Annotated in this window: 24 protein-coding genes; 10 read left to right on the top strand and 14 right to left on the bottom strand. The window is 64.3% G+C overall.

Annotation, left to right across the window (positions count from 1 at the left end):
* The first annotated feature begins 75 nt into the window (after window positions 1-75).
* Both QF015_RS17185 and QF015_RS17180 read left to right on the top strand, forming a co-directional pair.
* A complete protein-coding gene (locus tag QF015_RS17185; RefSeq protein WP_310207191.1) occupies window positions 76-1,584 on the top strand; it encodes an amino acid permease in 1,509 nt (502 codons plus the stop codon).
* 148 nt (window positions 1,585-1,732) lie between these two features.
* Entirely contained in the window at window positions 1,733-2,404 is a 672-nt protein-coding gene (locus QF015_RS17180) for a FadR/GntR family transcriptional regulator (protein WP_310207194.1), read from the top strand.
* Here QF015_RS17180 and QF015_RS17175 read toward each other — a convergent pair.
* The 5 genes from QF015_RS17175 to QF015_RS17155 are packed head-to-tail and all read right to left on the bottom strand — an operon-like array spanning window position 2,401 to window position 7,122.
* Complete coding sequence (locus QF015_RS17175) at window positions 2,401-3,264, bottom strand: amidohydrolase family protein (RefSeq protein ID WP_429390267.1); 864 nt, start codon at window positions 3,262-3,264, stop codon at window positions 2,401-2,403. The two genes, QF015_RS17180 and QF015_RS17175, sit on opposite strands and share 4 nt — an antisense overlap.
* Window positions 3,257-4,210 carry an aldo/keto reductase gene (locus tag QF015_RS17170; RefSeq protein ID WP_429390266.1) on the bottom strand — a complete coding sequence of 318 codons (954 nt, stop codon included), beginning with the start codon at window positions 4,208-4,210 and terminating at the stop codon, window positions 3,257-3,259. The genes QF015_RS17175 and QF015_RS17170 overlap by 8 nt, the downstream gene beginning before the upstream one ends.
* Window positions 4,207-4,521 carry an L-rhamnose mutarotase gene (locus tag QF015_RS17165; RefSeq protein WP_429390265.1) on the bottom strand — a complete coding sequence of 105 codons (315 nt, stop codon included), beginning with the start codon at window positions 4,519-4,521 and terminating at the stop codon, window positions 4,207-4,209. The genes QF015_RS17170 and QF015_RS17165 overlap by 4 nt, the downstream gene beginning before the upstream one ends.
* Complete coding sequence (locus QF015_RS17160) at window positions 4,514-5,821, bottom strand: alpha-L-fucosidase (RefSeq protein ID WP_429390264.1); 1,308 nt, start codon at window positions 5,819-5,821, stop codon at window positions 4,514-4,516. Before QF015_RS17160 ends, QF015_RS17165 begins: the two co-directional genes overlap by 8 nt.
* Window positions 5,818-7,122 carry an L-fuconate dehydratase gene (locus tag QF015_RS17155; protein WP_429390263.1) on the bottom strand — a complete coding sequence of 435 codons (1,305 nt, stop codon included), beginning with the start codon at window positions 7,120-7,122 and terminating at the stop codon, window positions 5,818-5,820. Before QF015_RS17155 ends, QF015_RS17160 begins: the two co-directional genes overlap by 4 nt.
* A gap of 138 nt (window positions 7,123-7,260) precedes the next feature.
* On the opposite strand from QF015_RS17155, the gene QF015_RS17150 reads away from it, so the two are divergent.
* From QF015_RS17150 to QF015_RS17135, 4 genes are all read left to right on the top strand, one after another.
* Window positions 7,261-8,175: a fumarylacetoacetate hydrolase family protein gene (locus QF015_RS17150; protein ID WP_429390262.1), complete on the top strand. Its 915-nt coding sequence runs from the start codon at window positions 7,261-7,263 to the stop codon at window positions 8,173-8,175.
* Window positions 8,175-8,936: an SDR family NAD(P)-dependent oxidoreductase gene (locus QF015_RS17145; protein ID WP_429390261.1), complete on the top strand. Its 762-nt coding sequence runs from the start codon at window positions 8,175-8,177 to the stop codon at window positions 8,934-8,936. The genes QF015_RS17150 and QF015_RS17145 overlap by 1 nt, the downstream gene beginning before the upstream one ends.
* A 99-nt stretch (window positions 8,937-9,035) precedes the next feature.
* Window positions 9,036-10,334 carry an ATP-binding protein gene (locus tag QF015_RS17140; RefSeq protein ID WP_429390260.1) on the top strand — a complete coding sequence of 433 codons (1,299 nt, stop codon included), beginning with the start codon at window positions 9,036-9,038 and terminating at the stop codon, window positions 10,332-10,334.
* 114 nt (window positions 10,335-10,448) lie between these two features.
* Entirely contained in the window at window positions 10,449-11,693 is a 1,245-nt protein-coding gene (locus tag QF015_RS17135) for a low temperature requirement protein A (RefSeq protein WP_310207219.1), read from the top strand.
* Between the two features lie 167 nt (window positions 11,694-11,860).
* Here the strand turns inward: QF015_RS17135 and QF015_RS17130 are convergent, their stop codons facing one another.
* Both QF015_RS17130 and QF015_RS17125 read right to left on the bottom strand, forming a co-directional pair.
* A complete protein-coding gene (locus QF015_RS17130; protein WP_429390259.1) occupies window positions 11,861-12,397 on the bottom strand; it encodes an HD domain-containing protein in 537 nt (178 codons plus the stop codon).
* A 107-nt stretch (window positions 12,398-12,504) separates the two neighbouring features.
* A complete protein-coding gene (locus QF015_RS17125; RefSeq protein WP_310207224.1) occupies window positions 12,505-13,296 on the bottom strand; it encodes an SDR family NAD(P)-dependent oxidoreductase in 792 nt (263 codons plus the stop codon).
* A gap of 100 nt (window positions 13,297-13,396) precedes the next feature.
* Between QF015_RS17125 and QF015_RS17120 the strand changes: the two genes are divergently transcribed.
* The gene (locus tag QF015_RS17120; protein ID WP_429390258.1) at window positions 13,397-14,008 is read left to right on the top strand and encodes a TetR/AcrR family transcriptional regulator; all 612 of its coding nucleotides are present in this window, start codon (window positions 13,397-13,399) and stop codon (window positions 14,006-14,008) included.
* A gap of 65 nt (window positions 14,009-14,073) precedes the next feature.
* On the opposite strand, the gene QF015_RS17115 is transcribed toward QF015_RS17120, so the two are convergent.
* Both QF015_RS17115 and gluQRS read right to left on the bottom strand, forming a co-directional pair.
* On the bottom strand, window positions 14,074-15,219 hold the full coding sequence (locus QF015_RS17115; protein WP_429390257.1) for a serine hydrolase domain-containing protein: 1,146 nt from the start codon (window positions 15,217-15,219) through the stop codon (window positions 14,074-14,076).
* A gap of 25 nt (window positions 15,220-15,244) precedes the next feature.
* Window positions 15,245-16,132 carry a tRNA glutamyl-Q(34) synthetase GluQRS gene (gluQRS, locus tag QF015_RS17110; protein WP_310207233.1) on the bottom strand — a complete coding sequence of 296 codons (888 nt, stop codon included), beginning with the start codon at window positions 16,130-16,132 and terminating at the stop codon, window positions 15,245-15,247.
* 348 nt (window positions 16,133-16,480) lie between these two features.
* Between gluQRS and QF015_RS17105 the strand changes: the two genes are divergently transcribed.
* Complete coding sequence (locus QF015_RS17105; RefSeq protein ID WP_310207236.1) at window positions 16,481-16,990, top strand: Lrp/AsnC family transcriptional regulator; 510 nt, start codon at window positions 16,481-16,483, stop codon at window positions 16,988-16,990.
* Between the two features lie 4 nt (window positions 16,991-16,994).
* Here the strand turns inward: QF015_RS17105 and QF015_RS17100 are convergent, their stop codons facing one another.
* Window positions 16,995-17,450 (bottom strand): Lrp/AsnC family transcriptional regulator, encoded by a 456-nt coding sequence (locus tag QF015_RS17100; protein ID WP_429390256.1) that lies wholly within the window; start codon window positions 17,448-17,450, stop codon window positions 16,995-16,997.
* Between the two features lie 101 nt (window positions 17,451-17,551).
* Between QF015_RS17100 and QF015_RS17095 the strand changes: the two genes are divergently transcribed.
* Complete coding sequence (locus tag QF015_RS17095; protein ID WP_429390255.1) at window positions 17,552-18,208, top strand: LysE family translocator; 657 nt, start codon at window positions 17,552-17,554, stop codon at window positions 18,206-18,208.
* Here QF015_RS17095 and QF015_RS17090 read toward each other — a convergent pair.
* The 3 genes from QF015_RS17090 to QF015_RS17080 all read right to left on the bottom strand — a co-directional run bounded on the left by QF015_RS17090 (window position 18,205) and on the right by QF015_RS17080 (window position 20,105).
* Window positions 18,205-18,672, bottom strand: coding sequence for an SRPBCC family protein (locus QF015_RS17090; protein WP_429390254.1), 468 nt, complete (start codon window positions 18,670-18,672; stop codon window positions 18,205-18,207). The two genes, QF015_RS17095 and QF015_RS17090, sit on opposite strands and share 4 nt — an antisense overlap.
* 29 nt (window positions 18,673-18,701) lie before the next feature.
* Entirely contained in the window at window positions 18,702-19,040 is a 339-nt protein-coding gene (locus QF015_RS17085) for a metalloregulator ArsR/SmtB family transcription factor (protein WP_310208570.1), read from the bottom strand.
* A gap of 93 nt (window positions 19,041-19,133) precedes the next feature.
* Window positions 19,134-20,105 (bottom strand): hypothetical protein, encoded by a 972-nt coding sequence (locus QF015_RS17080; protein ID WP_429390253.1) that lies wholly within the window; start codon window positions 20,103-20,105, stop codon window positions 19,134-19,136.
* Between the two features lie 157 nt (window positions 20,106-20,262).
* On the opposite strand from QF015_RS17080, the gene QF015_RS17075 reads away from it, so the two are divergent.
* Complete coding sequence (locus QF015_RS17075) at window positions 20,263-20,739, top strand: DUF4383 domain-containing protein (RefSeq protein WP_310207249.1); 477 nt, start codon at window positions 20,263-20,265, stop codon at window positions 20,737-20,739.
* Between the two features lie 439 nt (window positions 20,740-21,178).
* On the opposite strand, the gene QF015_RS17070 is transcribed toward QF015_RS17075, so the two are convergent.
* On the bottom strand, window positions 21,179-21,850 hold the full coding sequence (locus QF015_RS17070) for a GntR family transcriptional regulator (RefSeq protein ID WP_310207252.1): 672 nt from the start codon (window positions 21,848-21,850) through the stop codon (window positions 21,179-21,181).
* Window positions 21,851-21,902 lie beyond the last annotated feature (52 nt).

Genomic DNA, 21,902 nt, shown 5'->3' with positions numbered 1-21,902 from the left:
GCGCTGTTCCGTGTGCCCGGATTTCCAACCGGACGCGCCCAGGACACCCCCAACAGGACACTCCTAAGGATTCCAATGACCAATCCCATCACGGACCACACGGTCCCGGCCCAATCGCATGCCAGCGAAAAAGCCCTCCACAAGGAGGACGCCGGCTATCACAAGGACCTCAAGCCCCGCCAGATCCAGATGATCGCGATCGGCGGCGCCATCGGTACCGGCCTTTTCCTGGGCGCCGGTGGCCGGCTCAATGCGGCCGGCCCGTCCCTTGTCATTGCGTACGCAGTCTGCGGCTTCTTCGCCTTCCTGATCCTCCGCGCACTGGGTGAACTGGTTCTGCACCGCCCGTCGTCGGGGTCGTTCGTCTCCTATGCCCGTGAGTTCTACGGCGAGAAGGCAGCCTTCGTCTCGGGCTGGTTCTACTGGATCAACTGGGCTACCACCACCATTGTGGACATCACGGCGGCCGCGCTCTACATGAACTTCTTCGGCAAATACGTTCCCTGGATGGGCGCCGTACCGCAGTGGGCATGGGCGCTCATTGCCCTGGTGGTGGTGCTGAGCCTGAACCTGGTCTCCGTGAAGGTCTTCGGCGAAATGGAATTCTGGTTCGCGTTGATCAAGGTGGCCGCCCTGGTGGCCTTCCTCCTGGTGGGAACCTACTTCGTCATCTTCGGCACCCCGGTGGATGGCCAGGAAGTTGGCTTCAGCCTCATCTCGGACAACGGCGGCGTCTTCCCGAACGGCATCCTGCCGATGATCATCCTGATGCAAGGTGTGCTGTTTGCCTACGCCTCGATCGAACTCGTCGGCACGGCTGCCGGCGAAACCCCCAACCCTGAGAAGATCATGCCCAAGGCCATCAACTCGGTGGTCTTCCGCATCGCGGTCTTCTACGTTGGCTCGGTCATCCTGCTGGCACTGCTCCTCCCCTACACCTCGTACGAAAAGGGTGTCAGCCCGTTCGTGACGTTCTTTGGATCCATCGGTGTTGAGGGCGTGGACGTCATCATGAACCTGGTGGTCCTCACCGCGGCCTTGTCATCGCTCAACGCCGGCCTCTACTCCACCGGCCGCATCCTGCGCTCCATGTCCGTGGCGGGTTCCGCCCCGAAGTTCGCGCAGCGCATGAACAAGGCAGGTGTCCCGTACGGCGGCATCGCCATCACTGCCGGCGTCTCCCTGCTCGGCGTACCGCTGAACTACCTCGTTCCTTCCGACGCCTTCGAGATCGTCCTGAACGTAGCTTCCGTGGGCATCATCGTTACGTGGGCCACCATCGTCCTGTGCCAGATGCAGCTCAAGCGCTGGTCGGACAAGGGCTGGGTGAAACGGCCGTCCTTCCGCCTGTTCGGCGCACCCTACACGGGCTGGCTTTCCCTGATCTTCCTCACGGGCGTCCTGATCATGGTGTTCATCGAATCTCCGCTGACCATGCTGGTCACCGCCGTAGCGTGCGGGCTCATGATCTGGGGCTGGTTCCTGTGCCGGAAGCAGATCCATGAACTTGCCGCCACGCGGGATGGCTACACGGGCAGCGCGCCGGTGATCGCCAACCGTCCGCTGCCTGGCGGCGACAAGTAACAACCGCTGACTCACGACGGCGGCACCGCCGGTTCCGTGCCAATCGGAACCCAGGTGCCGCCGTCGTTGTTTAACGTCCCCAGCGAGGCGTACTGGGTGGGGCCGCGGCGGACACAGACATCGGATCATTCGTGGCTACTATTGGTCCATGGCTGTCACAGACGAGGCGATCAGCAAGATCAAAGACATGCTGATCCGCGGGGAACTCAAGGCCGGCGATCGACTTCCGCCGGAAAAGGAACTCAGTGAGAGGCTTGGTCTTTCACGGAGTTCACTGCGCGAAGCGGTTAAGGCCCTCGAACTGATCCGCGTGCTGGACGTCCGCCGCGGCGATGGAACCTACGTGACCAGCCTTGACGCCAAGCTGCTGAACGAAGCCGTGGCCTTCGTCGTGGATCTGCATCAGGACCGGTCCATCCTTGAGCTCTTTGAGGTCCGACGAATCCTGGAACCAGCCACGGCGCAATTGGCGGCGGCCAAAATTACGCCGGACAGGCTGCTTGCCCTCCGCAGCACCATGGACGGCATCGATGAGAACACGGACGTGGAGGAGCTCGTGGCCCACGACCTCGAGTTCCACAGCATCATCACCGAGGCCGCCGGGAACGACTACCTCGGCAGCCTCCTGGAAGCCCTGTCCAGCAGCACGGTCCGGGCGCGCATCTGGCGTGGACTGACACAGGAAAAAGCGGTAGCCCATACCCTTGCTGAGCACCACGCCATTGCTGATGCCCTGGAACGTGGCGATGCCGAGCTGGTGCGTGCACTGGTCACCGTGCACATCAGCGGCGTGGAGAACTGGCTGCGGCAGGCGCTCTAGCTGTTCGCAAGCGGAGCCAGGCCGTAGGTCCGGATCGCAGTTCCTTCCAGCACGGCATCCTGCTCGGACGGGCTCAAAGAAGACACCAACTCCAGCAGCACATCCAGGGTCCGGCCGTACGGTGCCCCCAAGGTACTGACCGGCCAGTCCCCGCCGATCATCAAACGCTCCGGGCCGAACGCCTCCACGGCCGATTCAAACAGCGGCCGCAACGTCTCCGGCGTGTACTCAACCCCCGGCAGGTGAAGTCCGGACAGCTTGGCCACGGTGTTCGGCTCGCGGCCAAGGGAGCGGAAATCCGCGCGCCACGAGTCCATCGCGAGGGACTCGGCCAGTGGCGGTTTCCCGAGGTGGTCCAGCACCACGGTCAGCTCCGGGAGGTCCCGGGCCAGCCGAACCACAGCACCCAGATGCCGGGGAAACGCGTCCGGAACATCGAACGCCAATCCGAGGCGGGCCACCCCCGCCAACGACTCACGAACAGCCGGGAGGTCCAGGAAGTCGGACCGGGGATCATCATGGACCAAATGCCGTACACCCTTGAACACTGCTTGGGCCGCGAAGCGGGCCAGCTGTTCTGCGGCTTCGGCGGGTGATTCCAGCCGGATCCACCCCACCACGCCAAGCACCCAGGGGTTCCGCGCCGCCACACCCAGCATGGCCTCCGTGTCCGCAACGGTGTCGTCGGCTTGAACCAGCACCGCTCCCCGGACACCCGCTGCCTCCAGGGTCTCGCGGGCTTCGTCCTCGCCGAAGCTGCGGAACAGCGCACCGTGCTGCGGGCCGAGCCACGAATAGGGTCGCACTCCCCCGGTGACGAAAGTGTCCACCGTCCACAGATGCAGGTGCGAATCAATCACGCCCGGCTGCCTCCAACGCGTCCCACAACCCGTCGGGCACAGTCTCCTTCATGCGGGCCGCGTTCGTCGCGACTTGTTCGGGGGCCCTGGCCCCGACTGTCACGTTCACCACGGCCGGATGCCGCAACGGGAACTGGAGTGCCGCCGTCGGAAGTTCCACGCCAAAGTCGCGGCAGACAGCCGCAAGGTGACGAGCCCGCTCCACCAGTGCTTGAGGTGCGCGTTCGTAGTTGTAGTGGGCGTCGTCGGGAACCTCCGGCCGGGCCAGCAAACCGGAGTTGAAAGCGCCAACACTGACGACGCCGGTGCGGCGCTCCACGCATCGCTCAAGCAGCGGAACGCCGGGCTGCTCAAGCAGGGTGTACCGTCCGGCGAGCATCACCAGGTCCAGATCGGCGGCCTCGACGCATTCCAACGCAGCCTCAGCCGAGTTGATACCCACGCCAATAGCCGTGACCACTCCTTCGGACCGCAGCTTTTCAAGGGCCGGCAGCCCTTGGGATATTCCGGCCTGGAGATCGTGCACGTCCGGATCGTGGAGGTAGGCGATGTCCACGTGGTCCACTCCGAGCCGTTCCAAAGAGTCCTCGATGCTCCGGCGGATGCCCTTCTCGGAAAAGTCCCAGACGCGCCTGCTGGTTGCTGGAACGTCGAAGCCCTCGGGGTCCTGGCCGCCACCGGCATCCGGTTCCAGCAGGCGGCCGACCTTGGTGGAAATGACGAACTCGTCCCGGGGCTTGTCCCGGAGGACGGCTCCCAGCCGTTGTTCCGAAAGTCCCAGCCCATAGTGGGGGGCCGTATCGAAATAGCGGATACCGGCGTCCCACGCGGCCAGGACGGCGGCGAGCGCCTCCCCGTCCGGGATGGCGCGGTAGAGGTTCCCGATGCCGGCTCCGCCGAAGCCGAGCTTGCCCAGGTGGAGTGGTGTCCGTGATTCAGCAGTCATGGCAGCTCCCATACCTTCTGGATACCCGCATCCTCCCCGGAGTAATCGTCCTGGACTTCCAAAAGTCCGGCCATGCGTGCCTGCCATGGAACGTTGGCGGGATGATCGGCGAGCGCGTGCCGCATGGCTTGGTAGTCGTCGACGTCCACTACGTGGAAGAGGTCAAGCCCGCTGCGCCAGATCCGCCAGTTGTTGACACCGGCTGCTTTCAGCGCAGCAACCAGTTCAGGCGGAATGTGCGCGTGGGCTTCGGCGTAGGCCTCTTCGGTTCCCGGCTTGAGCTTTGTGTGGAGCGCGATGCTCTCAGCCATGGTCGGATCCCGCCCCGGCAGCCGACGGCTTCAAGAACAGCTCCAGCACCGGCACGGCCACATCGGGTTTCTGGACGGGGAGCTTGATGGTGAGGGTCCCCGGCGGCTGGCCTCCCGGTGTCATGTTCATGGCCTGCTGCCGGGGATCCACCTCTTTGAGGAAAACCTCGGAGGCGTCGTTCAGGAGCTGGGCATACTCCACCTTGCCGGCGAGGTTGGGGAGGTGGACGTATTCGAACGGCCATGCGAAGAGGTGGACGTAGAGCCTGTCCCCGCGCTGGGTGTAGCGGGCATCCGGCGGAGCCGTGAACCGCGAAGCCCCGGCCCCGTAGATGGCGCGAGCGTGCAGCTTCATCCACTCACCGATGCCTTCAAGGGAGGCCAGCGCCCGCGGATCGATGCTCCCCCTGCCGGTTGGGCCGACGTTGAGCAGCAGGTTCCCGCCTTTGGACACCCCGTCCACCAGCATGCGGATGAGCAGGTCCACGGACTTGTAGTTCAGGTTGTCACGGTCGTAGCCCCAACTGCCGTTGAGGGTCTGGCAGGCTTCCCAGGTGACCGGTTCGCCGTCGAACATCATGGGACCCGCGGGCTGGTACTGCTCCGGCGTGACAAAGTCTCCCGGGATGTCCAGCCGGTCGTTGACGATGATGCCGGGCTGCAGTTCCCGCACCATGGCAAGCAGTGCTTCGGAGTCCCAGTCCTTGCGCCCCTTGCCGCCCCAATACTCCACTTCGTGTCCACCTGTGTAGGAAAAGTCGAAGAACAGGTAATCGATGGTGCCGTAGTTGCTCAGGAGCTCACGCACCTGGCCATGCAGGTAATCGCGGTACCGGGCCATGTCGCGCCCGGCGTTCAAACTGTCGACGTCGGCGGCGTTGCGTTGCGGGTGTACGCCGTCAATGGTGAAGTCGGGGTGGTGCCAGTCGATGAGGGAGTGATAGAAACCAACCTTCAGCCCCTCGGCCCGGAGGGCTTCCACATACGGGGCGATCAAGTCCCGGCCGGCAGGGGTGTTGGTCGCCTTGTAATCAGTCAGGGCAGAATCCCAGAGGCAAAAGCCGTCGTGGTGCTTGGTGGTGAGGACCACGTACTTCATCCCGGCCCGGCGGGCGGCACGGGCCCACTGCCGGGGATCGTAGAGGTCCGGATCAAAGCGTCGGAAATACTTGGCGTACTCCTCCGCGGTGGTTTGCTCATGGTTCATCACCCACTCATGGCGGGCAGGCAGCGAGTAGATGCCCCAGTGCACGAACATGCCAAAGCGTGCCTCTTCGAACCAAGGTGCGTGCTGGATCAACGGGATTCCTTCCATACGGGGCCGTTCGGGAAGCTGTACGAGGCCAGTGTTTCACGGAGCATTTCCGCTCCGGCTCCAGGGGACGACGGCGGCCAGTACGCGCCGTCGTGGACGTCCACGGGAGTGATGAAGTGTTCATGCAGGTGGTCGACAAACTCGATGGTCCTGTCGTCCTTGGTTCCGGACACGGCAATAAAGTCCACCATGGACAGGTGCTGCACGGCTTCGCAGAGGCCAACACCACCGGCGTGGGGGCAAACCCGCACGCCGAACTTCGCTGCGAGCAGGAGGATGGCAATGTTCTCGTTCACCCCTGCCACGCGGGCCGCGTCGATCTGCAGGACCTGCAACGAGCCGGCTTGCAGCATTTGCTTGAACACCACCCGGTTCTGGACGTGTTCCCCGGTGGCCACTGGAATCGGGGCGACCCTGCGGGCGATGGCGGCATGGCCCAGGATGTCGTCAGGGCTGGTGGGCTCCTCGATCCAGGCGATGTCATACGGGGCAAGGTGGGCCATCCACTCGATGGCCTCCTGGACATCCCAGCGCTGGTTGGCATCCACGGCGATCTTGATGTCCGGTCCCACGGCTTCGCGGGCCGTCCGTACGCGGCGGATATCGTCCTCCAACGAGGCACCGACCTTAAGCTTGATCTGCACGAATCCGTCAGCCACGGCTTCCTTGGCCAGCCGCGTCAGTTTCGCGTCGCTGTATCCCAGCCAACCCGGCGTCGTGGTGTACGCGGGGTAACCCTCGGCGCGAAGTGCAGCCTTTCGCGCTTCCCTGCCGGGTTCGGCAGCGCGAAGGATGTCCAGTGCCTCCCCCGGGGTGAGGGCGTCGGTGAGGTAGCGGAAGTCCACCAGGGCAACAAGTTCCTCCGGCGTCATTCCAGCAAGCAACTCCCATAAGGGCAGCCCGGCGCGTTTGGCTTTGAGGTCCCAGAGGGCATTGACCACCGCTCCGATCGCCATGTGCATGACGCCCTTCTCGGGACCAAGCCAGCGGAGTTGGGAATCGTGGGCCAGCAGTTTCCACGTGGCTCCCATGTCGTTGAGGAGCCCTTCGACGTCCCGGCCCACGAGGTGGTCCCGCAGGGCGTTGATCGCCGCAGTTTCCACTTCGTTGCCCCGGCCAATAGTGAAGACAAAACCGTGGCCCTCGTGCCCGTCGCCGGCGTCCGTGCGGATGATCAGGTACGCAGCCGAGTAGTCCGGGTCCGGATTCATGGCGTCCGAGCCGTCCAGCTCAAGGGAGGTCGGGAAGCGGATATCAAAGGTCTCCACTGCGGTGATGGTGCTCATGCGGCTCCTGACGTGCGTAACGATTCTTCACCGAGCCTAAACATCCGATGTCTGCCTTGTCAATGGGTCACATTTCCGTATTATGAGGGATAACACCACACTAGAGCTCGGATGTTAGTCCCGAACACGGAGGAAGCAATGACCTTGAAATTCGCCAGGCTGGGTACGGCCGGAAACGAACAACCGGCCGTCATCGCCCAGGACACCGACGGCAGCGAGAAGTACTACAGCCTCGCGGCCCTCACCAACGACATCGACGGCGGTTTCCTCGCCTCCGACGGCATCGAACGGACCCGAACCGCCCTGAACAACAGGGAACTTCCCGAAATATCCGCGGATGGCCTTCGCCTCGGAGCGCCCATCGCCCGCCCCGGCGCCGTGGTGGCCATCGGCCTCAACTACGCCGCCCACGCCGCCGAATCCGGTGCGACGCCGCCTGAGGTTCCCGTGGTGTTCCTCAAGCCAAGCAACACCATCGCCGGCCCGTTCGACGCCGCCCCCATCCCGCCGTCGTCGGAAAAGTACGACTGGGAAGTGGAACTGGCCATCGTGATCGGCCGGGAAGCGTCATACCTTTCCTCCGTTTCGGAAGCCGAAGCGTGCATTGCCGGCTACGCAGTGGCCAACGATCTCTCCGAGCGTGACTACCAGATTCCCGGCGCAGCGGGGCAATGGACCAAGGGCAAGTCGCTCCCGGGATCCACTCCCTTGGGCCCATGGCTTGTTCCCGCGTCGGACATCAATACCGGCAACCTGCGCCTCCAGACCCTGGTCAACGGCGAATCACGCCAGGACTCGAGTACCTCGGACATGATCTTTGATCCGGCCTCCATCGTGCACCACCTCAGCCAGTACATGGTGCTGGAACCGGGCGATGTGGTCATCACCGGGACCCCCGAGGGCGTGGCACTTTCCGGCCGCTTCCCCTTTATCCAGCCGGGGGACGTCCTGGAGTTGGACATCGAAGGCCTGGGGCGCCAGCGCCAGGAGTACTTCCGGGCCGAGGCCGGTTCCCGGTCCGGCGCATCCGTCCCCGCCCACAGCAACGCCTGATGACCTCCTTAGTGGGCCGCGACTTCGAAGGGCTCGCAGCTCTCGTGACCGGCGGCGCCTCCGGCATCGGGGCGGCCATCGCGGACCGCCTCGCCGCCGGGGGTGCGCAGGTCGCGGTCCTGGACCTCACCCCGGAAACCAGCCAGCACTTCGGTGTGCAGTGCAACGTGGCCGACGACGCCTCGGTGCGTGCCGCCGTCGACGCTGTTGTCGCCGAGTTCGGAGGCCTGGACATCGTGATCAACAACGCGGGGATCGGCGCCCAGGGCGACATCGCCGCCAACGACGACGACGAGTGGCTGCGCGTGCTGAACGTCAATGTCGTCGGAATCGCCCGCGTCAGCCGCGCCGCGCTGCCGTACCTCCGCGAGTCCCCGGCCGCCGCGATCGTGAACACGTGCTCCATCGCAGCGACGGCGGGGTTGCCGCAGCGCGCACTGTACTCCGCGTCCAAGGGCGCCGTCCTGTCCTTGACGCTCGCCATGGCAGCAGACCACGTCCGCGAGGGCATCCGCGTCAACTGCGTCAATCCCGGCACCGTGGACACTCCCTGGGTGGGCAGGTTGCTCGATTCCGCGGCCGACCCCGCCGGCGAGCGCGCCGCACTCAACGCCCGCCAGCCGCACGGGCGCATGGTCGATCCCGTCGAGGTGGCGGGGGCCGTGGCGTACCTCGCGAGCCCACTGTCAGGCTCGACGTCGGGCACCTCACTGGCGGTCGACGGCGGCATGCAGGGACTGCGTCTGCGTCCGGCCCAGTAGGAGGTTTCGTAACGCAACGGGCCCGCAACGTTCGGCCCCGATGGTTCGCCTATGCTCAACCTCAAGGAATCAACGGCGATCCATCAAGGAGACACGGCCATGAGCAACTGGCGCATCAGGGACTTCCACTCGTCCGACCTCGACGGCATCCTGCACCTCTGGGAGTCACTCAAAGCTGATGGCGTTGAGCCGGTGTACGCGTTGTCGGAGGTCCTGGCTTCGTGCGAAAAGGACCACGCGGTGGTGGCGGTGCAGGGCGACCAGGTGGTAGGGGCCGCCGTCGGGCGCGCCGCGCATGACCAAGGCTGGGTGGTGTTCCTGGCCACGCTGACGGAATTCCGTGGTCGCGGCATCGGCACTTCGCTGCTGTCCGCCGTCGAAAACCGCATGGCACCGCACGGCCTCAACAAGCTGTCCGCCCTCATGCCCGAAACGGAAACCCGGGTGGAAGCCTTCCTGGGCCGCGGTTTCGTGGTCAAGAAGAACCTTCGCTATTTCGAGCGCACCATCCCCGTCCAGCGGCAGGAGCTGGAGCCGTTGAGCCTGCTCGGCGGGCGCATCCTGGCGCGGGACCTCTGGGCGAACGTGGCCGGCATGCGCCGCGAAAAGGAGCTGCTGGAACGCCGGCTGGTCCTGCCCTTGGCCGAGGCTGACCTCGCCGACGAATACGGCGTGGTGCCCCCGCGTGCCGTGGTGTTGTTCGGACCTCCGGGCACCGGGAAAACCACCTTTGCCAAGGCCATTGCGTCCCGGCTTGAATGGCCCTTCGTAGAGGTCTTCCCCTCCCGGCTTGCCGCTGATCCCAAGGGGCTGGCCGGCGCACTGCGCGAGACGTTCCTGGAGATCGCCGAGCTGGAGCACGCCGTAGTGTTCATCGACGAGGTGGAGGAGATCGCCTCGCAGCGTGCCGGTGATCCGCCGTCGCCATTGCAGGGCGTCACCAACGAGCTCCTCAAGATCATTCCGGCTTTCCGTGAACAGCCCGGGCGGCTGCTGGTCTGTGCCACCAACTTCATCCGCGCCCTGGACACCGCGTTCCTCCGCCACGGCAGGTTCGACTACGTGATCCCCATCGGGCTGCCGGACGTCCACGCCCGCGAGGCCATGTGGCAGCGTTTCATTCCCGCCACCGTGGTGGACTCGGTGGACATCGCGCAGTTGGTGGAACGGACGGAGGGCTTCTCACCCGCGGACATAGAGTTCGCTGCCCGCAGCGCCTCCCAGCGTGCTTTGGAAAAAGCCGTGTACGACGACGGCGGGTCCGGTCTTGCGTCCAACGGACGTAAAGGTCCGGTCACCCAGGATTACCTGGACGCGATCGCCGACACCCGGACCACCGTCAGCCCCGAAGTGCACCAGGACTTCCTGGAGGACATCGACGTGCTGGGACGCGTGTAGGGTCCCCTTCAGCGAGATCGCCGGAACGGTGCGGGTTCGCCGGAACTTTCCGGCGGTTTCGACGCATTCCGGCGGTCACGGCGGAGAGACACCGGCAACGGTAATCTTTGAGCCATGTCCACGAATCCCCTTCGCCATGCGCTCTCCAGGATGGGCGGCCGCGATCCCCATGAGAAACACCGGGCAGCCACTCCGCTTGAGCTGTTCTTCGACCTGACCTTTGTGATTGCGTTCGGCGTTGCCGGCAACCAGTTCGCCCATGCCGTGGCGGAAGCGCACTTCTGGCCGGGCCTGCTGGCCTTCTCCTTCGCCATGTTTGCCGTGATCTGGGCCTGGATCAACTTCACGTGGTTCGCCAGCGCCTACGACACCGACGACTGGGTGTTCCGCGTCGTCACCATGGTGCAAATGGTGGGCGTCCTCATCCTGGCCATGGGCATCGAGCCCGTTTTCCACTCCATCATCGAGGGCAAGCACGTAGACAACGTCGCCATGGTGCTCGGCTACATCATCATGCGGGTTGCCCTGATCTTCCAGTGGCTGCGCGCTGCACGCCAGGATCCCGAACGCCGCGAGACGTGTTTGCGCTACGCAAAGTACGTTGCCGTCGTACAAATCGGCTGGGTGGCAGTGCTCCTGATCGACGCAAACGTCCTCACCACCTTCCTCATGGCAACGCCACTGTTCATTCTGGAGATGGCAGCTCCATACTTCGCGGAACGCACCATCCGAACCCCCTGGCACGCGCACCACATCGCCGAGCGATACGGGCTGCTCGCCATCATTGCGTTGGGTGAATGCCTGATCGGCGCCATTGAGACCCTCCGCGCGATTGTGGCCTTGCACGGATGGACGCTGGATGCCGCACTCGTGGGCCTCAGCGGAACCGGGTTGGCCTTCGCCATGTGGTGGATCTACTTCATCCTGCCTTCAGGGCCGGCGCTCCACTTCCAGCGCCACCGCTCCTGGGTGTTTGGCTACGGGCACATGCCCGTCTTCGCAGCCATTGCCGCGACGGGCGCAGGGCTTCACGTCGCTGCGTACTTCATCGACCACGAAGCCCACATTCCCGCCGCTGCCGCGGTGGCATCCATCGCCGTCCCCATCATCCTGTTCAAGGTTTCGTTGACCACTCTCTACGCCATCATGCTTGGCCCGGACCGGGAACTGATCTGGAGCTCCGCCCTAGTGGTCCTTGCCCTCGGCGGAAGTATTGCCATGGCGGCCGCGGGCGCATCAGTTCCCCTCTGCATGCTGGAGATGATGCTGGTCCTGGGTTTGTCCATCGCGTACGACGAACGGCGCGGGCACAAGGGCCGGGCGGCTGCCCTCCGACGGCTGGAAACAGCCGCAGGCTAAGATCCAGGGCTAAAAGCTCGCGTTGCGGGGCCTGGTCTGCACCCCAAATTCCCCCTCAGGCATGTAGAGCGGGCCTCACAACCCATCAAGCTCGCGTTGCGGGGCCTGCTCTGCACCCCAAATCCCCCCTCAGGCATGCAGAGCGGGCCTCACAACGGGGGCTGGGGCTACTCGGGGACGATCTCGTCCAACTCTGCGATCAAGGAGGGGTTGATCCGTTCCAGGATCATCAGGACTTCCTCCCGTGGAACGGCTGTGTACAGCACCGGGCGGGCATCGGCATAGCGGGTTACCGGTGGCTTGTCCGGCCACTTTTCGGCGAGGGCACGGACCCGCTCGGGGAGGGAGTTGTGGGCGTTGTCCGCGATCTTCACCAACGTGGCGTCGTGGTCCTCCGCAACGTAACGGATGCCGGCGTCGTAATCTTCCGGATCGTCGTGGAAGCGGCGCGTCACGCGTTCGATAATGGCGAGCGCCCGCTCCGAGACCCCCATGTCCAGCAGCGCCTGCCTGGTGATGGGTGTGTCCTCGGCGATGTCATGCAGATACCCGGCAATCTGGATGTCCTCGTCAAAGTCGGCCAGGGCATCGCCCACGGCGAGGACATGCTCCCGGTAAGGGCGCTTGAGCTTGTCCTTCTGGCGGTTGTGAGCCACCTCCGCCAGGACCTGGGCTGTCTCTACGGTAAAGCGTGGTTCGGTCATGCTGGCCTCCGGGTTGAACACGGGACCAACGGGGATCGGTCCCATGTTCAGGCTATCCGGTGTTGCGGGACCGGGAAGACAGCCCGGGAAGGCAGGAGCTGTCCTGCTTACCAATCCTGAACTGCGCGCGCGGCGATGGCCACAGTGACGGCCCGGGGCAGCCGCTGCGCGAATCCGGCCGCTACGCGGTTGGCCCACCCGGACACGACACTGCCGGGAGTTCCCTTCCGATCCAGAGCCTTGATGGCTGTTCCCACCACCTGCGCCGAGGTCTGCATCCGGCCGACGGCTGCTGACTGGCTTCCCAGGACGTCGAAGAACTCGGTCCGCGTAGCTCCAGGGCAGAGGGCCAGCACAGCGAGCCCGGAATCCTTGGTCTCGTGCGCAACGGCTTCCGTGAAGCTCAGGACGAAGGCCTTGGTGGCGCCGTAGACAGCCATGCCCGGGATGGGCTGGAAGGCAGCTGTACTGGCGACGTTGACCAGCGCACCCTTGCCGGAGGTGAGCATGTCCGGGAGGAAGGCGCGGGTGATATCCACCAAAGCTGCAACATTGAGGGAGATCTCGGCGGCTATGACGTCAGGGTCTTCCTCGATCAGGGGCGCATGGGTGCCGAAGCCCGCGTTGTTGATCAGCGTGTCCACGGTGATTCCCCGGCCGGACAGCTCATCAAAGAGTTCACGGCCGACGCCGGCGCGGCCCAGGTCCATAGGGAGTACGGTCACGGTGACTCCATGTTTGGAGCGCAATTCCTGGGCCAACTCCTCCAGACGGTCCACCCGCCTGGCGACCAGGACCAGGTTGGAACCGCGGGCCGCGAACCGGCCGGCGAACTCAGCGCCAAGTCCGGAACTTGCACCGGTAATCAGGGCGGTGGTGCCGGTATAAGTCATGGTCATGGCGCATCCGTTCAGTAGGTGTGAAATAAAGTAGTCGCTGACAACATGGTAGGCAGTGCCTACTTTGTTGTCAATGACTACATTGCCTTAGACTTGTCCTATGACCGCCCAGCCCTACCACCACGGCAAACTCCGGGAAGCGCTCCTGGAGCGCGCCATGGAAACCATCGAAGAAGTCGGCGTGGATGGACTTTCCCTGCGGCAACTGGCCCGCGACGTCAACGTCAGCCATGGCGCGCCGGCAAAACACTTCCGCGACAAACAGGCGCTCATCGACGCCTTGGCACTGGCCGGCTTCGAGTCGATGAACGGCCTCATCCGTGCCGCCTCTGCGTCCGATGGCGACCTCCGGGACCGGTTCGTCAGTGTGGGCAAAGCCTACGTCGACTTCGCCGTTGCGCATCCGGCCCTCCTGACCGTGATGTACTCCACCAAGCACCACCCCGATTCCAGCACCGAACTTCGAAGCACCGGTGAACAGGGGATCCTGGTTGCCCAGGCCATGATCATCGAAGCGCAGGAGGCCGGCATCATCGCCGCCGGCGATCCCCAAACGCTGGCCATGGTATGTTTCGTGAGCCTCCATGGCGCCGCGCTTCTTGCCGCCGGGAAGCACTTGGACGGGGCCACCGTGGAAGACGTAGTGATTGCGACCACCGACACGTTGTGGGCGGGAATGACTGCCGGCGTTCCGGCTGCCCAGGCCAGCTAAGCCCGCTGGGGCCGGCCTCCCGGCCAGTTAGGCCCTCGGGGCTCCCGGCAGCCAGCGCCGTTCACCTAGCCTGCAAGTCCGGCGATCACTTCCCGCACGGCCGAGCTCAGTTGGAAGTTCCGGCACCCCACTCCCCCAGGCTCGGCCTGCTGGGGCACGTACCCAAAGCCGAGTTCATACACGGGGTCCGCGAACCCCAGGGACGCACTGGCACCGTCGTGCCCGAACGCACGGTAGCTGCCGAACGGCATCCGGCTGTGCGACTTCATGAAAACTGTGGCGAAGCAGCCGGTTTCCCCGAAGACGCGATCGACACCGAACACCTGCTCGGCCGTCACTTTCCGGATGGTCTCTTCCGTCAGGAAAGGCGCGACGGCGGCCTGGCCGCCTGCGGCTGAACCCGCAGTGTCGCCGGCGAGGCCCGTCAGCGCGGCCGCGTAGATCCGGGCCATGCCCTCGGCGCTCGCTACCCCGGCTGCGGAGCTCAACCCGGCGGCCCGCACGGCCCGGATGTTCGGCAGGTCCAGGATGTCGCCCACCGCAGAGTTGGCTGCCAGCCCGAAGTGGCTGGCGGGATCCACCCACGGCCACGAAGGATCAGCGGCCCAACGGAACGGTGCGAAGCGGCCCTCTTCGGCCTCGGGCAGACCCAGATAGAAGTGGGCTCCGGTCACCGTCCGTATCCTTTGTTCGAAGACTTCCTGCAAGGTGGCCCCGGTGATGCGCCGGCACAGTTCCTCCATGAAGATGCCGATGGTCAGCGCGTGATATCCGAACGCCGCACCGGGCTTCCACAGTGGTGGGAGCGCGGCGAGCTTCGCTGCTGCGAGCTCGGAAGCGTTGACTTCCTCGAGCGTCAGCCCGCCTTCGACACCCAGGAGCCCGGCCTGATGGGACAAGAGCTGGGCAACGGTGATGGAGGCTTTCCCTGCCACCCCGAACTCAGGCCAATACTTGGTGACCTCCGCATCAAGGTCCAGGGTGCCGTCTTGAACCAACAAGGCCATGACCAGTCCGGCCATGCCTTTGGAGCAGGAGAAGACGCCCGTCACCGAGTCCGGGCGGATGTGTGGCCCACCGCTGAGGTCCAGCACTTTGACGCCGCGATGATAGGCCGCGAGCTGCGCCGAGTACTCCGGATCCTGCTCGAGGAAACGGCCGAAAAGCTCGGCGACGGATTCAAAGCCTGGGGCGATCACCTGTGCATGCATCCAGACAGCCTATGCGGTGGAACCTTCAGCCCCGGGGCGTTATCCACACCCAAGGCTCCCTGGGGAGGGTTCGGGGGTCGAAGTGGGGCAAGGCGTTCTCCACGGTTCCGGCGGGCAAGCCCAAGGATTCAAGGATGAGGTCACGGACCCGCTCGACAGGAATTCCGACGGCGGCGAGGTCGCCCAGCGTGACCGCACCGTCACGCTTTGCCAGCCGGGCGCCGTCGTGGTTGACCACCAGCGGAACGTGGGCAAATTCGGGGACCGGCAGGCCAAGCAGCGTCGCCAGATAGGCCTGCCGGGGCGTGGAGGAAAGGAGGTCGTCGCCGCGTACCACCTGGTCGATTCCCTGGGCGGCGTCATCTACCACGACTGCCAGATTGTAGGCCGTGACTCCGTCATTTCGACGCAGCACGAAGTCGTCCACCACCCCTGCATATGTCCCATGCAACTGGTCCTCAACAGCCCACTCGGTAACGTCCGTTCGCAGGCGGATCGAGGCCGGACGTGATGCCCGCCGGATCTCGCGTTCAGCGCGGGACAACCGCCGGCACGTCCCTGGGTATGCGCCCTGCGGCGCATGCGGCGCCGAAGGTGCTTCCTGGATTTCCCGCCGGGTACAGAAGCATTCATAGGTGCGGCCGTCCGCGGAAAGGCGGCCGATCGCCTCGTCGTACAGCGCTGCGCGCTCCGTCTGGCGGACGACGGCGGCGTCCCAACCAACGCCTATGGCCTGCAGATCGCGGAGCTGCTCCGCTTCCGCGCCGGAACGTGCCCGATCCAGGTCCTCGACGCGCAGCAGGAAGTCCCTGCCGCTGGACTTCGCGAAGAGCCAGGCGAGGATGGCCGTGCGAAGATTGCCGACATGCAGTTCACCGGAGGGGCTCGGGGCGAAGCGGCCAGCTGGAGTCATGGTCCAAGCCTATGCGGCTGTGACGGGACCATGGGGGCTAATGTGCGGCTGGTGCGCGGGGGCTGGTGTGCGCCCGTCGTTCGGACAACACAAGAGCCCCTCAGCTACCGCAACGATCCGGTGGCTCAGGGGCTCTTGCTGTGCTGCCCGCACGAACGGGCGAGTGCAGAATGACAATGCTGTGAACAAGAGTCAATCAGCGGCTGCTTCCTTGCGGGAAACCTGTGCAGGGATCCGGGTGGTGTTCCGGGTGCCTGGTGCCTGCGGGGTCCGGCGGTAGCCTTGCCCTGCTTCGTTGTCACCATTTGAGCAGGAGACGTACAGTTGGTGCAACGGACAGTGGAAAGAATGGTCGATCTGACTAGTCTGCTCAGAAAACTTGGACAGGAAGTGGTCATTTTGCAGGAACTGGACGCGACGGACCGCCGAATCCTCGCCGCCCTTGATGACGATCCCCGGGTGCCCATCATGGTGTTGGCGCAGAAGCTCCACCTTGCCCGCGGTACTGTGCAGTCCCGCCTGGAGCGCATGACGGCCGCCGGAGCCCTGCGCCCAAACAGCAGCCGCGTCGTACCCTCGGCGCTGGGACGCGGTGTTGCCGCCGCGGTCAGCGCCGAACTGGATCAAAGCCATTTGAACGAAGCCATCGCCGCCCTCCGGAACATCCCCGAGGTCCTCGAATGCCATGCGCCCGCCGGTGATACCGACCTCATCATCAGGGTGGTGGCCAAGAGCCCGGACGACCTCTACCGGGTGTCCGAGGAAATCCGCCTCTGCCCCGGAATCGTGCGCACGTCCACCAGCATGTTCCTCCGCGAAGTGATTCCGTACCGGACTACGGGGCTGCTCGCGGAGTAGGGCCCTAAACCGGCGGCCCGATATTGGTCTTCAGGTTCTTCATCACCAGGGTCGACGTCAGGCGTTCCACCGCGGGAAGAGCCGCGAGTTCGTCGTCGTAAAAGCGCTGGTAGGCAGGCAGGTCGGCGGCAATGACCTTCAACAGGTAGTCGGGGGAACCAAACAGACGCTGGGCTTCGACAATGTTGGGGCTCGCCGTGACGCGCTCCTCAAACTCCGCCAAAATCGTGCGTTCAACCTGCTTGAGGGTGACAAACACAATAGCCTCAAAACCCAGCCCCACGGCGGCTGGATCGATGTCGGCGCGATACCCGCGAATGACCCCTGATGACTCCAAGTCGCGGAGCCGCCGGTGACATGGGGCTACCGTCAAACCCACCTTCGACGCCAGTGCCGTGGCAGTCATTCGTCCGTCCTCTCTGAGGTGGCGCAAAATACTTCTGTCAATTCCGTCGATCACGCAATTATCTTACCTAAAACCACGGTTTTCGGGCTAAAAATGGGAACACTTCCCGGCCGATTTTCCCTAGAGTTTTCCTACCAACTACCTCTGGAGAGATCGTGAATCCGCAGCTGTTCCTCGCCTTCATGCTGGTGGCCGTCAGCCTGGCATGCACCCCCGGCGTCGACTGGGCGTACTCGATATCGGCCGGCCTCCGCCAACGCAGTTTCGTGCCCGCCGTCGCAGGTCTTTGCAGTGGGTACGTCATCCATACCGTGCTGATGGCGGCGGGATTGGCGGCTCTACTGGCCGGCGTGCCGGGACTTCTGGGGTGGCTGACCATCGCCGGCGCGGCCTACTTGTTGTGGCTCGGCGTCTCCACCATCCGCTCATGGCGAGGTGCGAGCTTCAGCGCGGAAGCCGGCGTCGTACAGTCCCGAAACCAGCTCCGCACGTTCCTCCAGGGCATGGGAACCAGCGGCATCAACCCCAAGGGCCTGCTGTTCTTCGTAGCGCTGGTTCCCCAGTTCGTCAGCCCCGAGGCAGCACTGCCGGTACCGGTCCAGTCCGGCCTGCTGGGCCTGACCTTCGTGGTGCTGGCCGGGATGGTCTACACCGGCGTGGCGTTGACGTCGCGAAAGCTGCTGGCTTCCCGGCCGGGAGCCGCGCGGGTCGTGACCCTGGTCAGCGGGATCATCATGATCGGACTGGGGACAGTGCTGTTGTCGGAGCAACTCCTTCCGTTGCTGCCTCAGCTTGTGCCAACGGAAAGCTAGGCAGCAAGCAACTCATCCAGGCGCTCATACCCTTCGATCACGCCGTAATCCATGCCGGTGGCCAAGGCCATGTCGCGTGCTTCGACCGAGGGGTAGACCTCGTGGGCCGCCATCCGGGTCCTGCCGTCGACTTCCTCGAAGGTCGTGGTGCTGATGACCACCTGGTTGGGGGCGCCCTCGAACTCAACGGTCTGGATGATCAGCGCATCGGCCTCAACGGTGTGGAAGACGCCGCGGAATCCGTACATTCCACTGTCGTCCCCGGATTCGTACCGCCAGCTGCCGCCAGTAGTGGCGTTGTACTCGATAATCTTTGTCACCGTGCTGCGCGGTCCCAACCATTTGGCCAGGAGGTCCGGGTCAACATGGGCTTTGAAGACCGCACTGACCGGGGCATCGAATTCGCGGACCGTGTCAACGAACGGGACGCCATCGTTGGTGGTGATTGTTGTCGGATTGCTCATTTCAGTTCCTCTTTCTTCTTCGCTGGTGCTTATGACGGTTCATGCTCAGATGGGCCTGCGCCGAGCAGCTCGTCAAGCTGCCGGAACCGGGATTCGGCGATCAGCCGGTACCGGTCAATCCAGGCGGTCAGCCGCTCCAGAGCCGCCGCATCCAGATGGACCGGCCTGCGCTGAGCGTCCCGGGAGCGGGTTACCAGGCCTGCATGCTCCAGGACCTGGATGTGCTTGGACACGGCTTGCTTGGTGATGGCGAATGGTTCCGCGAGCTCGTTAACAGTGGCGTCACCCCGTGAAAGCCGGGCCACCATGGCCCGCCGTATCGGATCCGCCAAGGCCATAAAGGCCCTGTCCAAAGCATCTTGTTCCATTGCCGCCTCAACCTCGCTAATCAACCAAACCATTGATCAACCGTTTGGTTGATTAAGAGAATACGCTCCTGCCACGGAAGGTGCAATGGCTTTCTACTCGCCGCCCAACTGCCGGAAGTCGTTCTCCCACAGTCTGCGCATCTCAGCGTCCTTGCGGATGACTTCCAGGGTCTCCAGCTCCGCAGGCGGGGCGGGGCGCTTGGAACGCGGAGTCAGGGTCCGGCGCCCTTGGTCCAGTGCCAGGAGGGCCCGGTCGGTCAGGGCATCATTCTTCAAGGCCAGGCTGGTCTTCCGACGCCGGAGGACTTCCTTCAACGCAACCTGCGCGGAGTCGAAATCGCCCCGAGCCCACTGGGAACGCGCCCGGATCAGCAACAGGGCCGCGGAGAGATCGTCCGTGTTCAACAAGCCTTCAGTCCAGAGCACCACGTCGCGGTGCCGCTCCAACGAATACGCCGCCGTGCAGCGCGCCAAGGCAGAAGGCAACGACGGCGGCAAGCCCGCCACTGCCTCCAACGCCGATTCAGTCATTCCCATCTCGCGGAGGCAATGAGCGAGCGCCAAGAACACCGATTCCTCGCTGAACAAAACCGGAACCTCAATGCGTTCGGCCACCTCAACCCGGGTGACCACCTGCCCAAGGTAGATAGCCGAGAACTGGCTGGCGTCGTCGTCGATCCTTGTTGTTAAACCGCGCTGCAACAGCTCGGAAGCCCTCAAATACCCGCCGTGTTTGTACGCGAGCAGTCCCGCCATCACATGGCACAAGCCCGCCCACCCCGGATTCATGCGGCCAAAAGCAAGCAGGCGATCCGGCTCCGTCGACGTGAAGACGGCTTCATGCATCGCCTTGGCCGTCTTGGGAGAGAGCATCTTCAGCCGGGGGACGTTTCCCACCACGGACAGCTTCGCGTGGTCCCTGCCGTTCAGGACACCGGAAAGCACGTCGTTCATGCCGTCGGCCAGTCCGCGTACAGGTGTCCGGACGTAGCCCTCGCGGAAAGGCGTCACATCCCGGGTGTCATGGAAGATCGTGTGCACACGTCCGTGGGGAGCTTGGCTCATAGACCCATGCTAACCGCCGCTGAACTGGGCACATCCCCTGCTATCGGAGGCATTTCAGGAGTATTATGGCGGCGTCGGCAAGGTTTTTGCGACACCCCTTGCCGCAGGTCGGCTCTCCATGAGAAGAGCCGGTTAACCGCGTGAAAGGGAGGACTTGATGACCACCGCTTCGCACCCCGCCGAACACCACCACATGATGGGGTTGACGCTTCGCAACACCGCCATGGGCGTTGGCATTGTTTTTCTGCTGGTTGGTGTCCTGGGCTTCATCCCGGGAATCACCACCAATTACGGCGCCATGACCTTTGCGGGACATGAATCCGGCGCCATGCTGCTTGGAGTCTTCCAAGTGTCCGTGCTCCACAACATCGTTCACCTGCTGTTTGGCGTGGCCGGCTTGGCCATGGCAAGGAACGCACGCATGGCCCGCCTGTTCCTCCTGGGCGGCGGCGCCGTGTACATCGTTCTTTGGATCTACGGCCTGGTCATCAACCAGGGAACAGGCGCCAACTTTGTCCCGTTCAACACGGCTGACAACTGGCTGCACCTGATCCTCGGCGTTGCCATGATCGGTTTGGGCGCCTGGCTCGGCAGGGATGCCATGGACGAGACCACAGCGCGGAGGAAGATGTAAGCCTTCACGCGACTCATGTGAACAACGACGGCGACCGCTCCCTTTGAGGGGACGGCCGCCGTTTTCGTGCCACGCGCCCTTCCCCGCCATCCCGCAACCGCCAAAGGTGAGAGAGCATCCGCCCCAAACCCGCCAAAGGTGAGAGAGCATCCGCCCAATACCAGCGAAAGGTGAGAGAGCGTCGGGAGGGGGCGGGGTCATCCGGCAGCGCGCGTCTAAGCGAGGAACGAGCGAGCGCGCAGAGGATGGCCCCGCCGCCGGAAGGCGGCCGGGCTGGGGTCAGGCCCACGCCGGAAGGCGGCCGGGCTGGGGCCAGGCCCACGCCGGAAGGCGGCCGGGCTCGGGTCAGGCCCACGCCGGAAGGCGGCCGGCCTCGGGTCAGGCCCACGCCGGAAGGCGGCTGGGCTCGGGTCAGGCCCACGGACCCAGAAAGCGAAGCCTAGAGCACCTTGCGGATGGTCTCTTCGAAGCTGACCACGTGGTGCAGGGCGAGCTCGGCGGCGCGGTCTTCGTCGCCGTCGGCGATGGCCGTGAGGAGATCGGTGTGTTCGGAGATGTGGCCGGAGACGGAGGGCATCTTCTCGAGCATGTGGCACCAGATGCGGGTGGCAAGGTTGTCGTATCGGATCAGGACGTCTTCGAGGTGCGCGTTGGACGAAGCCTTGTAGATGAGCCGGTGGACCTGGATGTCGTACCGCATGAGTTCCTGGGAGGAGGCATCCTGGCCTTCAAGATCACGGATTGCGGCTGCGACGGCCCGGAGCTCCGAGCGCATCGCAGGACTGGCCATGCGCGCGGCCTTACGGGAGGCCAACGGCTCCAACAGCTCACGGATCTCGGAGACCTCCGCGAGCTGCGTGATGTCCACGCCGGTGGCGAACGTCCCGCGTCGGGGATAGGAGACCACCAGATGGTCGCTTTCGAGTCTCTTGATGGCTTCCCGGACAGGGGTGCGTCCAATGCCGAGTTCGGCGGCGATCTGGCCGTCGTTGATGGGGTCGCCGGGTTTGATATCCAGCATGATGAGCCTGTCGCGCAGCAGGAGGTAGGCATTCTCCGCCAGGGAGGTGCCCTGCGGAGGTGATTCCAGTGCTTCCAAAGCTGCGTTCATGGCTCTCTCCCCGTTGTCGTCTTACCAGTCTGTTGGATGAGTTACCGAAGAC

This window comes from Paenarthrobacter sp. TE4293 (genome assembly GCF_050435325.1).
GTDB lineage: Bacteria > Actinomycetota > Actinomycetes > Actinomycetales > Micrococcaceae > Arthrobacter > Arthrobacter nitroguajacolicus_C.
The sequence above is the reverse complement of the archived record's forward strand: the minus strand, read 5'-3'. Positions and strand labels throughout refer to the sequence as shown.